The following is a 12,974-nucleotide window of genomic DNA, read 5'->3' on the forward strand; positions in this document are numbered from 1 at the left end:
GATCGATCAACAGCAGGCACGGCCTCTGATCAAAAACCGATGGACGAACATTGATATATCTGCAAAGTCAGATACTATTCAGGTCAGTTAATCACCGTACGTCGCCACTCATGGACGTACGGTTTTTTACGACCCTATATCTGACATGTCAGTTATCCATTAACGCGAACCCTGGAGGCAAAATGCCCTCTGCGATGGCGGCGCCCCCGCTCCCTCCCCTTACCGGAATGAAGTTTTTTCTCGGTGCCCTGGCAGTGTCCCTCGCCACGTTCATGAATGTGCTGGATTCCTCGATCGCCAACGTCGCCATTCCAACCATTTCCGGTAATTTAGGGGTGTCCGTTGATGAAGGCACGTGGGTCATCACCCTGTTTGCGGCCGCAAATGCGATCTCTATTCCGCTGACCGGCTGGCTGTCCCAGCGCTTTGGACAGGTCCGCCTGTTCGTGGCGGCGATCTTGCTGTTCTCCCTGGCCTCCTGGTTGTGCGGTGTCGCGCCGACCCTCCCCATCCTGCTCGCCGCCAGAGTGCTGCAAGGCGTTGCTGCTGGCCCCTTGGTGCCGCTCTCGCAAGCGCTGCTGCTGGGCACCTTTGCAAAGAATAAAAGCTCAAGCGCCCTCTCACTCTGGGCCATGACGGCCACCGTCGGACCGATTGCCGGCCCAGCGCTGGGCGGTTGGATCACCGACAGTTACAGCTGGTCGTGGATTTTTTACGTCAACATCCCAGTAGGGCTGTTCGCCGCAGGCGTTATCTGGCTGATCTACAGGGACCGAGAAACTCCAGGCCGACGCCTGCCAATTGACCTCGTCGGCTTGTTTTCCCTCGTCGCCTGGGTTGGCTCGCTGCAAATCATGCTCGACAAAGGCAAGGATCTGGACTGGTTCAGCTCGCCAGTGATTTGCGCCCTGGCCGCATTTGCCCTCGTCAGTTTCGTGTTTTTTCTGATCTGGGAGCTGACCGATGAAAGACCCATCATCGATCTTCGTCTGTTTGCCGGCCGTAACTTCCTGGGGGGGACTATCGCCATATCGGTGGCGTATGCGGTGTTCTTCGCAAACCTGGTTTTGCTGCCGCAATGGATTCAGGGCTATCTGGGCTACCGCTCGGTAGACGCAGGTCTGGTCACTGCACCGCTCGGGATTTTCGCAGTGGTACTGGCGCCAGTAATGGGCAAGATCATGCCCAGAATGGATGCAAGAATACTGGCCACGCTGGCATTTTTGGGCTTTGCGGGCGTGTTTTTCATGCGTTCGCGGTACACCACCGGGGTAGATGTCTACACGCTGGTACTGCCTACATTGCTCCAGGGTATCCCCACGGCCCTGTTCTTCGTGCCGCTCACGGCCATCATCCTTTCGGGTTTGCCTGCGGAAAAAATCCCTGCTGCCGCCGGGCTGTCGAACTTTGTTCGAGTATTTGCCGGTGCGGTCGGCACTTCGTTGCTGACTACCGGCTGGAACAATCGCACCATCGAGCATCACGCGCGCCTGGCCGAGCAGTTGTCTATCTACAATCCGACATTCATGGAGTCGGTGATCATGCTGCAGAAAACCCTCAATGTCGGGATCAACAAAGCCTTGGCCTTCACCGAGACCAGAATGAACGCGCAGGCGGCTATGCTGGGGCTCAACGACATGTTCTGGCTGTCTGCGGTAGTCTTCGTACTGATCATTCCACTGATCTGGGTGACTCACCCAGACAGACACGCAGCCGCCGCTGCGGGCGTTACCGCACACTAGCGCGGTAAACTGCATCGACAACAGTGCGCTGCCTTGCTCCTGACCAAAGCCCTTGCGGAGACGATGTGAACCATTACAACAAACGAAACTTCATACTGACGCAAAGCGTCGGGTTTACTTTGGCCAAAGCCCGCAACCTGGTGACGGCCGAGATTGATGCCGCGCTCAAGGAGCACGACATTACCAGCCAGCAAATGGGCATTTTGCTTTCGCTTCAGCGCGCGATGGCAAGCACTCCGTTCGAACTCTCGACCCTGCTGGGAATCGACACCGGACTGATGACCCGAGTCCTCGATAAGCTGGAAGACAAAGGGTTGCTGGCACGTTCTCGCAGCGGTGAAGATCGCCGTATCGTCAATCTGAACCTCACAGAAAAAGGCTCCCGACTGGCCGAGCAGATTCCAGAGATCGTCCCCCCTGTGCTAAACGCCAGATTGACGCATTTCAGCCGAGAAGAATTTACCGAGTTTCTCCGTTTGCTCAATAAATTCATCGCATCTGAGTAGCGCGGTACAGGCACGCTTCATGGGGATCGGACAGATGTCCAAACAGTTTGGTGGACAGGATGAGTGCCCGGCCTAGTTGGCTGACTCATATGAACACTCATTATTTAAAATTGGGGATACCTGTCTGTCCTATTCTAGGATTTCTAAAAAAGCAAACATCCTGTTCGCATTTTTAGAACCGTCAACTGCCCACTGACAACTGACCCCGACCCCGACCGCGCCCCCCTACAAATAGGGGTCCATCCAAGTTCGATCAAGGAATTGGATTGAACCGTTCGATTCTTTCGATTTTCCATTGAGTGCTAATTAATATTCATTTACAGGGTGGAAAGACGCATTTATCAATAACACCGGAAAAAGGCAAAAAACATGATTGAATTGCGCCCGCACTCAAAACTGGGTGGCAGCAACCACGGCTGGTTGGACACTCGCCATCATTTCTCTTTCGCCGATTATCAAGACCCCAACCGAACGAACTGGGGCCGTATGAGAGTCTGGAACGACGATACCATCGCGCCCAACAGCGGATTTGCCACCCATGCACATGAAGAGATGGAGATCATCACTTACGTACGTAAAGGTGCAATCACCCACCAGGATGATCTCGGAAACAAAGGGCGGACTGTTGCCGGGGATGTGCAGGTAATGAGCGCAGGTACTGGCATTCAACACAGTGAATATAATCTTGAGGATGAGGAAACAAAAATCTTTCAAATCTGGATCTTCCCGGATCAAAAAGGTTTGCCTCCCAGCTGGGGTGTCAGACCCTTCCCCACGCAGATATCCAACGGAAGATTCGTGACGCTCGCCAGTGGCTTTGACGATGATCATGACGCGTTGCGCATACGTGCCTGCGCTCGCTTGGCGGCAGCAACCATCGACGCCGCCGAGCAGGCTGAGTATTCAGTCGAAACCGGCAGAAAAATCTACGTCGTGGTGGCGTCGGGAAGTATTGAGGTGAACGGCGTGCTGGTCAATTCAGGTGACGGCGCCGCGATCCAGCACGAGTCCGTCCTGAAATTTCTCGCGCATCAACGCAGCGAAGTCGTGCTAGTCGATATATCGGGTTAGAGGTATTCCACTGTGCGCGGAGAGAACTGTTTTTGCTGGCCATACTTAATCTGCAGGAGTCGTCCGCGACTCGCGCAAGCTTGTACGTGAGTCACGGTTTCCTCGAGCGCAACGAGGCCTTGCAACCTCACTACAGATTCAGTACACGCTGACCCGCGATCACCATGATTTCAATCCGGTAATGCGGCTTGGCCATCGGTGCTTGCACGCAAGCGCGCACGGGTGCCTCGACGTCGGCCAGCCAGGCATCCCATAGCTGATTCATCGCGGGGTAATCTGCCATGTCCTTGAGCCATATCTGCGCGCTTAGCAGTTGGCCTTTGTCGCTGCCAGCCCTCTCCAGGGCTTCATCGATCTGTTTGAGAACGTCAGCGGTCTGGGCCGGAAGATCTGCGTCAACGATTTGCGATACCTTGCCCGACAGGTAGACGGTCTGATTGTAAATGGCTGCTTCGCTGAAACGTGGAGTGGTGCCGATTTTCTGGATCGATTCCGACATTGCAATGCTCTCGGTTGATGTATGGATGTATCAGAGGTTGTCGCTCAATCCGGCCCCTGCGCCTGACAGGCGTGAAGCTTGCGAGGCAGGCACGTAGGTGCGCGCGGCCAGGCTGTCGAGATAGTCATGGACGCCGGTGGCCAACGGCGCAATGGAGCCGCTCAGCGCTTGCCCGGTCTCACTGGCAGCTTTGATGCACACGCAACTCACTCCCTCGACGTGCGTGCTGGCGAAAGTGTCGGCCTGTATCAGCACGCCCTCTGCGCCCGGTGAAAACTCAAGGATGCAACCGCGCCATGACAACTGCAGCGCAATGCCCAACTGCGTGGCAGTGGCGCTGACGAAGGGCAGCAGTAACTGTGGACAGGTCACCTTCCCGAGCAGGATTCGACCGTTTTCGCGTATCAGGTAACCATAGTCGCTCAGTGCTACTCCGCAGATCAGCGGGCACATCGAGCTTCCCACCCGTTCCCAACATTCGCTGCCGATGTCGGGCGCCAGCTGCGAATAAGCGCGCCCATCATCCAGGCGCAATTGCGCAGCTAACAGTGCCGGCCCGTCCAGACCATTGCCGCTGAGCCAGCGCGCTGCTCTGCCGGCCTCCTCAGCCAGCCCCCAGGATAATCCGGCACCGCGAGCGGCCTTCTTGCAGAGGCTTTCGATTTCATTCAACGATGCATTCACGGTGCTGCTCCTGACTGTCAAGACGTGGGCAGGACCAATCGTCCGCCGGCATTTCCGTCAATTCATGGGGCAATGGCGCACCCTGGTAGAGGGTGATACGCACCCAGCGATCCGAGCGCGGGTCAAAATGCGTGGCACCGAAGAAAGACAGCTTGCAACGCAGCAGGTCGATCGGCAGCAGTGCCTGATCAATCAGGTTGTCCTGAATGTCGGCGTACGGAAACGCCGGAGCCAGCTGCACTCTGCGCACGCTGTGACGATGCTCCGGATGCTGGAGCAGGAAACCCGCCAGCCGTTGCTCGTCCGGGTATGGCTCCAGTGCTGCCTGCAAGCGGCGGATATCACGGGCCACCGCCAGAGGTTGCTCGAGGTCTTGTCCGGGCTCGTCGAAGCGTCGACCGATCCGTGGTTCGAGCTTTTCTTCGGACACGTACCAGAACAGCGCCTGGCTGCTCTGGTTGGAAAAATCGATAGCGCTGACCCAGCTGTAACGGGCCAGCAGAATGTCCCGCAACCGGCCCACCCTCATCCCACCATCGATGACGAAACTCTGCTGCTCGTCTGCCTGCATGCCGTCGCCCAGCTCATCCACAAGGTGCGCGTAAGGCTCCAGCAGCAGCGACACCAGGCACTCCTGGGCTTCCAGCGACAGCACGGCTTCAGCCCAGCGATAAAGGGCGTCCCACGGCGCACGCTGATCCAGGATTCCGTCGTCCAGCTGTCGCTGCACCCAAGACATATCGTCCTGCAACTGCACAATGCGCGTGCGTTGCAGTTCGTGTTCGGAGTGCCAGTGGCTGATACTGGCACTGGCCCGCTTCAGGTAATCGGCAAACACCCGGCGCTCTTCGGCGCTCGCTTGCTGCACGGCGCGCACCCTTTGTAATGCCGTCTCTCGTGCGCTGACCCAGTTGTTCAACAGCACCGGATGGTTGAGCAAAAACGGAGCCATGCCCAACCCGGTGGAGTTGCCGATACCGAAACGACGACGCAAGTCCGGCGCCAGGCTCACCGCACGTTGCGGTGCGCGAACCTTGGCCAGGTGCTCGACCAGATCCAGGGTGAACGCCCGGATCAGATACACGGTGAGCATTTCCGCCTGAAACGGCGCAGCCAGCTCTGGCCGCAGGGCAATGCTTTCACGATCCGCGGCGCCAAACTTGCCACTGCCGTAAACCGCGGTGGTGCGCATCAGGTAGCCCACCCCGTCGATTTCTTCACGCTGTGGCTGGTGCCCCTCGGACAGGGCCTGCACCACATGCTCGAACAGTCGCACGGAGCGGTTGGCCCGGGCCATGCACAGTTCTCGCGATGAAACACGCCCGGCTTCCTGTCTTGGCACGTTGGCCTCAAGACGCGCCAGATCCTCGGCATCGGGTATTCCGTCAAACAGAGCGAAGGTCGCATCCCAGGCGGTGGCGATGACCCGGTCCGAGCGCATCGCCGGGTCCAGATCATGGGCAAACGCCACCAGACTGTAACTGCGCTGCGGCCCGGTCGCGGTGTACACGGCCCGGCCCACGCCCTGTGCGTCCACGGTCCATACCGAGCGCTGGAACTGCCACTGTTCATTCTTGAGGCGGCGTAGCAACTGGCGCATGAATGACAGCCGCGACTGGTGAAACGCTCCCAGTCGAGAAGCCTTCATGACCACTGCGGGTGATCGCATGTCCATTCAGATCACCCCCTGGTCGCGGGCCATCTGCCGGGCGATGCGGATCGCATCCCAGACCGATGGCAGAATCAGCAGGGAAACCGGGACCGCAGTGATCACGATGAACGACTGCAAGGCACTGACCCCGCCCTGGCCGAGCGTAATCAGCGTGGCACCCACCAACCCCATCCCTGCCCCCCAAAACACCCGCAACCAGGCCGGAGACTCACCTTCGCCACGGCTCACGGCCATGGCCACGGTGTAGGACATCGAGCCTGCACTGGTCACCACCGAGAAAAAGCTTAAGAACAGGAACAGTGCAGAAATCAGATTCGGCATGGGCATGGACTGGGCGACTCCGAGCAACAGCGCTTCCGGCTGCACGCCGTGACTGATCACGCTGCCGGGTGACTGCAATTCAACACCGATTCCGGTGCCGCCCACCAGCGTGAACCAGACCATGGTGATCAACGGTGCAGCCACTGACATCAGGGTGATCACTTCACGAATGGTCCGGCCGCGAGAGACCTTGGCCACGTAGATCCCCATCATCGGTGCATAGCCGATGAACCAGCCCCAGTAGAACAGCGTCCAGCCGTTGAGCCATGAACTGTCGTCGCGGTACAGGGCCGTCTGGAAAAAGCTTGTGACGTGCAGCGCCAGGCTCTGGGCGAAGGTCTCGGAGAGGAACAGCGTCGGGCCGAAAATGAACAGGAACGCAGCCAGACCCAGCATCAACCACACATGCACCTTGCTGACCAGGCGCAGCCCGCCCAACCCGATCACGCAAGACAGCGTATAGATCACCGTCACCGCGAGAATCACCATGGACTGGACCATGATGGTATTAGGTACGCCCCACACCGAGTGCAGCACGAACGCGATCTGCAAGCCCAGAAACCCCACCGGCCCGATAGTGCCTGCGACCACGGCGATGATCGCCGAGGCGTCGGCGAACACCGCGATCGGGCCCTTGAGGGCACGCTTGCCCAGCAACGGATAGAGCAAGGTGCGCGGCATCAGCGGCAGGTTCTTTTCGTGATGCAGGTACATGTACACCACCGTCAACAGGCTGCCCAGCACCGCCCAGGCCATGAAGCCCCAGTGCAAGAAAGACTGTGACAGTGCCGCAACGCCAGCAGGGCCGGTGTTTGCGGCGACTGCGTAATAAGGCGCTGGCGTGAGGAAATGCATCATGGGTTCTGCCGCTGCCCAGAATGCGCCACCACCGGCCAGCAACGCACACATGATCATCGACACCCAGTTGAAGGTGCTGATGCTCGGCTTGTGTGTCACCCCACCGAGGCGCACTCGACCCAGACGGGTGTAACCGATGTACAGGCTGGCGGCAAATGTCAGCAGCATCAGTACCTGCCAGTACAAACCGAAGAAACGCGTGCTCCAGGCAAAGGCGCTGCCAATAAGTAAAGAAAGGGTGTTCAGGTCGACCAGGGCGATGACCAGAAACAGCAGGAAGAAGCCGCCGCTGATCCAGAATATCGACCAGTTGAGCGCACCTGCCGGGCTGTTGCGCCGTACAGGTGTCTCGAGGCCCGCGTTGATTTCGCTTGGAATTTCCATAGTGCCTCCGCAAAGTGATGGCAGTCGCTAATAATTGTTATGGGCGCATTTATTGTTTTTGGTGCTTGGCGATGCCCCTTGGCAGGGCTTGCATCAGGACAATCTGTCGCTCTCGGGGAACCTCAAACCGCGATCCCGCAAGGCTGAACACTGGGCTCGGCGGTCGTTTGAACCTTTTGCTGCGCCGAGGTGAAACTCTCCTCAAAAAAGCGCAGCCAGTTACCGCCCATGATGGCGGCGCTGTCGGCGGCGCTGAAACCTGCGGCACGCAGGCCCGATTCGATGTTGTGAAAGTCGCGGTTATCAGCAAACCACTCGGGTTGGTCGGGAAACCCTGGCTGCGCCTTGGAGCCTTCGCCGTAGTCGACCTCCAGGGTCCAGCGACCGACGCGCATCCAGTCGACCACGCTGTTGGGCTGGTCCTGACACAAGTCCGAACCTATGCCCAGATGCTCGACGCCCATCAGCTCGGCGCAGCGCGCGATCATTTCGCAGAAGCTCTGCACGGTGCAGGCGCTCTTGTCCTTGAGGTGGTGCGGGTAGAGCGAGAAGCCAAACATCCCGCCGCTCTCGCCCAACGCCTTGAGCACGGTGTCCGACTTGTTGCGCAGCGCCGCATGCCAGAACGCCGGGTTGGCGTGAGTAATGGCAATCGGGCGCTGGGAAAGCTCGATGGCTTCCAGGGTCGAGCGTTCGGCGGAGTGCGACATGTCCACCACCAGACCCACCCGGTTCATCTCGCGGACCACCTGCTTGCCCATGCGTGTCAGGCCCGGGTCGTTTTGCTCATAACAGCCGGTCGCCAGCAGCGACTGGTTGTTGTAGGTCAACTGCATGAAGCGTGCGCCGAGGCTATGCACCACCTCCACCAGGCCGATGTCATCTTCGATCGGTGACGGATTCTGAAAGCCAAAGAAGATCGCCGTACGCCCTGTCTGCCGGGCCAGCGCGATATCACTGGCCCATTTACCGTGCAGAATCAGGTGCGCGTAACGCTGAAACCGCTGGTTCCAGGCTTCGATATTGGCGACCATCTCGCGAAAGTTTTCGTGGTAGGCGATGGTCACGTGCACGGCATCGACGCCGCCGGCGCGCATCTGCTGGAAAATCTTCTCCGACCAGTTGTCGTACTGCATGCCGTCGATTCGCGGCCCGCGGGCGGCGAATGTTTGCGCCAGGCTCACAGCGGTGCTCCCGCGGCGATGTAGCCGGTCTTGACGTGGGTGTAGAACTCCACCGCCGAGCGGCCTTGCTCCCGCGGGCCATAGCTTGAGTCGCCGCGGCCGCCAAACGGAACGTGATAGTCAGTGCCTGCGGTGGGCAGGTTGACCATCACGCAGCCCACCCCAGCGTTGCGGCGGAAGTGAGTGGCGCGGGCCAGGGAGCGGGTCACGATGCCGGCCGTCAGGCCGAAACGGGTATCGTTGACCAGACTCAGCGCCTCGTCGTAACTGCTGGCCTTGATCACACAGGCAATCGGCGCAAACAGCTCTTCGCGGTTGATGCGCATGCTGTTGTGCCCACCGACGAACAACGCCGGTGCCTGGTAAAACCCCGGCGTCGCCCGTTCAAGACGTTGACCGCCGGTGAGCAGCTCGGCGCCCTCTTCGCGCCCCAACTGGATATTGGCAAGGTTGGCCTGCAGTTGCGCCTCACTGGCAACCGGGCCGATCTGGGTCCCGGCTTCCAGGGCATGGCCGACCTTCAGCGCCTGAGTCGCGATGAGCAGTTTCTCGACGAAGGCGTCGTGAATGTCCGCATGTACGATCAAGCGCGACGACGCCGTGCATTTCTGTCCGGTGCCACCGAAGGCACCGTTGACTGCGCAGCTCACGGCCAGATCCAGGTCGGCATCGTCCATCACCGCCAAGGCGTTTTTCGAGCCCATCTCCAGCTGGACCTTGGTCAGGTTAACGGCTGCCGAAGCGGCGATGCCTTTGCCCACGTCCACGGAGCCTGTAAAAGAAATAGCGCTGATGCCCGGATGCTCGATGAGCGCCTGACCCATCTCGGCACCGGCACCCATTAGCAGATTGAACAGCCCCTTGGGCAGATCCTGACGCGAGAAGATTTCCCCCAGGATGACCGCGCTGGCCGGGGTCAGGTTGGCCGGCTTCCAAACCACGGCATTGCCGAATGCCAGCGCTGGGGCGATTTTCCAGCAGGCGGTGGCCATGGGGAAATTCCACGGCGAGACGATCGCTACCACGCCCACCGGCTCGCGACGGATGTCGATCTCGATGCCGTCACGCACCGAATCGGCGGTATGACCCAACTGACGCAGGGTTTCTGCGGCGTAATAGGTAAAGAACTGCCCGGCGCGATACACCTCACCACGGCCTTCAGCCTGCGGCTTGCCTTCTTCGCGGGAAAGAATCCGGCCGATTTCTTCGGCACGCTTGATCAGTTCCTCACCGATGCTCATCAGCACCTTGTAGCGCTGCTCGATGCCACTGCGTGCCCAGATTTTCTGAGCGTCATGGGCAGCGGCAACGGCGCTATCGAGTTGCGATCGGGAAGCCTGGGCATACAGGCCGATCAGGTCGTCGGTATCGGAGGGGTTGCGATTTTCAATCTCGCTGACACCTGCAAGCCACTGGCCGGCGATGTAGTTGCAATGCTTGTGACTCATGAAATTCTCCTGAGCGGCACACTCGGCAAGACGTAGCCAAGGTGTGGTTTGAGAGAATTATGAGCGGGCGTCGATTTAAGTAAATCTAATATAATTTAATGTTATTCAAGTATTATTTAAGCCCCAACTTCGGTCATCAGAGCTTTCCATGAGTATCAAGATCTCCAACCTGCAGTTCTTTGTGGCAGTCGCCACCAGCCAGAACCTTTCCCAGGCCGCCCACCGCCTGCACAGGACCCCGGCGGCGGTGTCGTTGTCGCTCAAACAGTTGGAGGAGGAACTGGGCGGCTCGTTGTTCGAGGGCGAACGCAAGAACCAGCTCAGCCCGTTGGGACGTTTCGTATTGCTCGAGGCCCAGCGTGAGCTGGAGCATTTCGAGCGAACCATCAGCACCATCAAGACTTACGCCAAGGCGGAAACCGGGCTGGTCAGAGTGGCAGCAGTGCCCTCCTTTGCCATCACCTTGCTGCCCCCTCTACTCAAGCAGTTCCATGAGCGACACCCGCAATTCCACCTGGATATCCGTGACATGGATTCCGCACGAGTGGTGCAGGCGGTGCTCAGCGGCGAGGTGGATATCGGCGTGGCCACGGTGCCAGCGATCGTTCCCAACCTCGAACAGGAGCACCTGTTCTCGGATGCATTCTGCGTCGTGTGCAGCAGCGACAGCAGCCTCAACCAGCTGGGACGGCCGGTGCGCTGGAGCGATCTGGAGGGGCATAACTTCATCAACAGCGGACTTGGCGCCGAGATCAACGCGGCTGAATTTCGCCACATCCGGGACCAGTCGACCCTCAGCGTGAGGAACACAAATTCGTTATTGGCTCTGGTGGCGCAGCGTATGGGGGTGACCTTGCTGCCGGAACTGCTGAGCCGCTCAAGCGCAAGCGCCAACCTGTGTTTCCTTGCCCTTGAAGACAAGCGCATCGTGCGCTCGGTGAGTGTCATTACCCAGCCCAGAGAAACCCTCAATCATGCGTCCTACACGTTTTTGAAGGCGCTCAAAGAGAGTCGATTAGCGTGAATCGAAATGACAGCATCTGATCTTCGGTTGCCCACCGAGGGCTGAGTATCGGGCAATGGGCGCAACGCACCTGGTCATCGCCGACAACTCAAGCGCCCGAGCGCGTAAAAACGCCTTGATGCACCGCCGGCGTCCAGCACCGAACGCGCGATAGCGCGGTTCCTGGTTATCGAAAATCCAGCCAGTTTTGCACTTTCACACTCGCGGTATCACAGCTTGCGTAATGCTTGCACAGCTTGACGCCGCCCGGCGCACGGGGCGCCCGACCCGGTACGGTCAACACCAGGACCAGCAGGATCAACAGAGGAAAGTAATAGACAACCATTGTTTTTGTTTTCATTGCGTGTACCCCCATCACCGGTAAATGGGCCTTGCGTGGGTGCCATTGGCGCGGGTGGCGATGCCCTTGCACTTGCCAATGGCACACTCAGGCGACCATCACCTGCTACTCGAAGTCGCCGTACCGCGCTGTCAGCGCTCGTCCACCGTCACGAATTCACGGCGTTGCGCCATGAACGCAGGCACATCATCTTCATCGGTGAAGAACTGCTCGTACCACTCGCGCAACTGATAGACCGGGCCGTCGGTTTCAGCCAGCACTGGCTTGTCGATTCGGATCTTGTGTTTCCAGATCACCACGTCCTGGTAAAATGAGTCGCGGTTACCCATCACGTAGGCCTTGGCGACTTCCTGGTTCTGTTCCTCCGTCCAGCCCGGCACTCGCTTGACCATGCAACCGAAGCGCAGGTCGAAGCTGTTCGGCGTCACCGGTATATGGCTATTGAGCAGGATGGCGTGGATCCGCACATCGCCGAACATCGAGCTGATCTGCGTGAAGTGGGTAGCGGGACCGTAATAGGCCGATGGCGCGATCAGGTCGCCGCCCAGACGCTCGGAATCGCCATGAAAAACCTGATGACCGACGTGCCCTTCGAACACGTTGGCGAAGTACTTGGTCGGTGTGCCGTGCACCGGCCCGAAGTGCTGGGCATCCACCAGGTTATCGACCAGCTCCCGTGGGTTGGTTTCGATGTGCATGGTGTCGATGTTCCAGTCGTGGACCCACTCAGGATCGTCCATCTCGGGCAGGTGCGGAATGACCACACCTTCTTTCGGCGGACGGCCTTCGGGATTGTTCCAGACGAACAACAGGTTGTTTTCCTCGCAGGTCAACCAGCTGCCGGTCCTGGCCTTGGGTGGAATGCGCTTGCAGTAAGGAATTTCCACGCATTTGCCGGCGGTGTCGTACTTCCAGTGGTGGAAGGGGCACACCAGCTTGTCGCCTTCAATGGTGCCCTGGGAGAGGTCAGCGCCCATGTGCGGGCAATAGGCATCCAGGATGCTGATAGTGCCCTGGCTGTCGGCAAAAGCCACCAGCCGGGTACCGAAGACCTCCAGTGTGTGGGGCTTGCCATCGCGGTAATCTCCGGCATTGCCCAGGCAGTGCCAGCCGCGGGCGTAACGGTGGGTACGCTGGGAGTTTTCGATGTTGATTTCAGCGAGTTTGGTCATTGTTATTGTTCCTCGATTGCAGACTTCGGGGCAGGCCATACCCCCAAGAAATACAGGGTGATCCCATGT

The 12,974-nt window shown here is 58.9% G+C and carries 12 protein-coding genes; 4 read left to right on the forward strand and 8 right to left on the reverse strand.

Going from position 1 to position 12,974, the window contains the following annotated elements; translation table 11 throughout:
- Positions 1-110 precede the first annotated feature (110 nt).
- The 3 genes from ACI2KS_RS21545 to ACI2KS_RS21555 all read left to right on the forward strand — a co-directional run bounded on the left by ACI2KS_RS21545 (position 111) and on the right by ACI2KS_RS21555 (position 3,319).
- Positions 111-1,742, forward strand: coding sequence for a DHA2 family efflux MFS transporter permease subunit (locus ACI2KS_RS21545; protein WP_404623030.1), 1,632 nt, complete (start codon positions 111-113; stop codon positions 1,740-1,742).
- Positions 1,743-1,807: 65 nt separating this feature from the next.
- The gene (locus ACI2KS_RS21550) at positions 1,808-2,248 is read left to right on the forward strand and encodes a MarR family winged helix-turn-helix transcriptional regulator (protein WP_404623031.1); all 441 of its coding nucleotides are present in this window, start codon (positions 1,808-1,810) and stop codon (positions 2,246-2,248) included.
- A gap of 369 nt (positions 2,249-2,617) precedes the next feature.
- Entirely contained in the window at positions 2,618-3,319 is a 702-nt protein-coding gene (locus ACI2KS_RS21555; protein WP_404623032.1) for a pirin family protein, read from the forward strand.
- 130 nt (positions 3,320-3,449) lie between these two features.
- Here the strand turns inward: ACI2KS_RS21555 and ACI2KS_RS21560 are convergent, their stop codons facing one another.
- The 6 genes from ACI2KS_RS21560 to ACI2KS_RS21585 form a co-directional block, all read right to left on the reverse strand.
- Positions 3,450-3,818, reverse strand: a complete 369-nt coding sequence (locus ACI2KS_RS21560) for a RidA family protein (protein ID WP_404623033.1) — start codon at positions 3,816-3,818, stop codon at positions 3,450-3,452.
- 30 nt (positions 3,819-3,848) lie between these two features.
- On the reverse strand, positions 3,849-4,502 hold the full coding sequence (locus ACI2KS_RS21565) for a DUF3726 domain-containing protein (protein ID WP_404623034.1): 654 nt from the start codon (positions 4,500-4,502) through the stop codon (positions 3,849-3,851).
- Positions 4,483-6,177, reverse strand: coding sequence for a hypothetical protein (locus ACI2KS_RS21570; RefSeq protein WP_404623035.1), 1,695 nt, complete (start codon positions 6,175-6,177; stop codon positions 4,483-4,485). The genes ACI2KS_RS21565 and ACI2KS_RS21570 overlap by 20 nt, the downstream gene beginning before the upstream one ends.
- Positions 6,178-7,737, reverse strand: a complete 1,560-nt coding sequence (locus ACI2KS_RS21575; RefSeq protein ID WP_404623036.1) for a BCCT family transporter — start codon at positions 7,735-7,737, stop codon at positions 6,178-6,180.
- A gap of 122 nt (positions 7,738-7,859) precedes the next feature.
- A complete protein-coding gene (locus ACI2KS_RS21580) occupies positions 7,860-8,921 on the reverse strand; it encodes a membrane dipeptidase (protein ID WP_404623037.1) in 1,062 nt (353 codons plus the stop codon).
- The gene (locus ACI2KS_RS21585) at positions 8,918-10,369 is read right to left on the reverse strand and encodes an aldehyde dehydrogenase family protein (protein WP_404623038.1); all 1,452 of its coding nucleotides are present in this window, start codon (positions 10,367-10,369) and stop codon (positions 8,918-8,920) included. Before ACI2KS_RS21585 ends, ACI2KS_RS21580 begins: the two co-directional genes overlap by 4 nt.
- Positions 10,370-10,517: 148 nt before the next feature.
- Here ACI2KS_RS21585 and ACI2KS_RS21590 point away from each other — a divergent pair, with 148 nt between their 5' ends.
- Positions 10,518-11,393, forward strand: coding sequence for a LysR substrate-binding domain-containing protein (locus ACI2KS_RS21590; protein ID WP_404623039.1), 876 nt, complete (start codon positions 10,518-10,520; stop codon positions 11,391-11,393).
- A gap of 166 nt (positions 11,394-11,559) precedes the next feature.
- On the opposite strand, the gene ACI2KS_RS21595 is transcribed toward ACI2KS_RS21590, so the two are convergent.
- Together ACI2KS_RS21595 and ACI2KS_RS21600 are read right to left on the reverse strand one after the other, a co-directional pair.
- A complete protein-coding gene (locus ACI2KS_RS21595; protein ID WP_404623040.1) occupies positions 11,560-11,733 on the reverse strand; it encodes a hypothetical protein in 174 nt (57 codons plus the stop codon).
- Positions 11,734-11,864: 131 nt separating this feature from the next.
- Positions 11,865-12,905, reverse strand: coding sequence for a Rieske 2Fe-2S domain-containing protein (locus ACI2KS_RS21600; protein ID WP_404623041.1), 1,041 nt, complete (start codon positions 12,903-12,905; stop codon positions 11,865-11,867).
- Positions 12,906-12,974 lie beyond the last annotated feature (69 nt).

Origin of the sequence: Pseudomonas sp. NPDC087358 (assembly GCF_044900785.1) — a bacterium.
In the GTDB taxonomy this organism is placed as follows: domain Bacteria; phylum Pseudomonadota; class Gammaproteobacteria; order Pseudomonadales; family Pseudomonadaceae; genus Aquipseudomonas.

Coding starts and splice junctions, on each gene's coding strand:
- ACI2KS_RS21545 (WP_404623030.1), top strand. CDS start 111: ATGGACGTACGGTTTTTTACGACCCTATATCTGACATGTCAGTTATCC.
- ACI2KS_RS21555 (WP_404623032.1), top strand. CDS start 2,618: ATGATTGAATTGCGCCCGCACTCAAAACTGGGTGGCAGCAACCACGGC.
- ACI2KS_RS21560 (WP_404623033.1), bottom strand. CDS start 3,818: ATGTCGGAATCGATCCAGAAAATCGGCACCACTCCACGTTTCAGCGAA.
- ACI2KS_RS21570 (WP_404623035.1), bottom strand. CDS start 6,177: ATGGACATGCGATCACCCGCAGTGGTCATGAAGGCTTCTCGACTGGGA.
- ACI2KS_RS21575 (WP_404623036.1), bottom strand. CDS start 7,737: ATGGAAATTCCAAGCGAAATCAACGCGGGCCTCGAGACACCTGTACGG.
- ACI2KS_RS21585 (WP_404623038.1), bottom strand. CDS start 10,369: ATGAGTCACAAGCATTGCAACTACATCGCCGGCCAGTGGCTTGCAGGT.
- ACI2KS_RS21590 (WP_404623039.1), top strand. CDS start 10,518: ATGAGTATCAAGATCTCCAACCTGCAGTTCTTTGTGGCAGTCGCCACC.
- ACI2KS_RS21595 (WP_404623040.1), bottom strand. CDS start 11,733: ATGAAAACAAAAACAATGGTTGTCTATTACTTTCCTCTGTTGATCCTG.
- ACI2KS_RS21600 (WP_404623041.1), bottom strand. CDS start 12,905: ATGACCAAACTCGCTGAAATCAACATCGAAAACTCCCAGCGTACCCAC.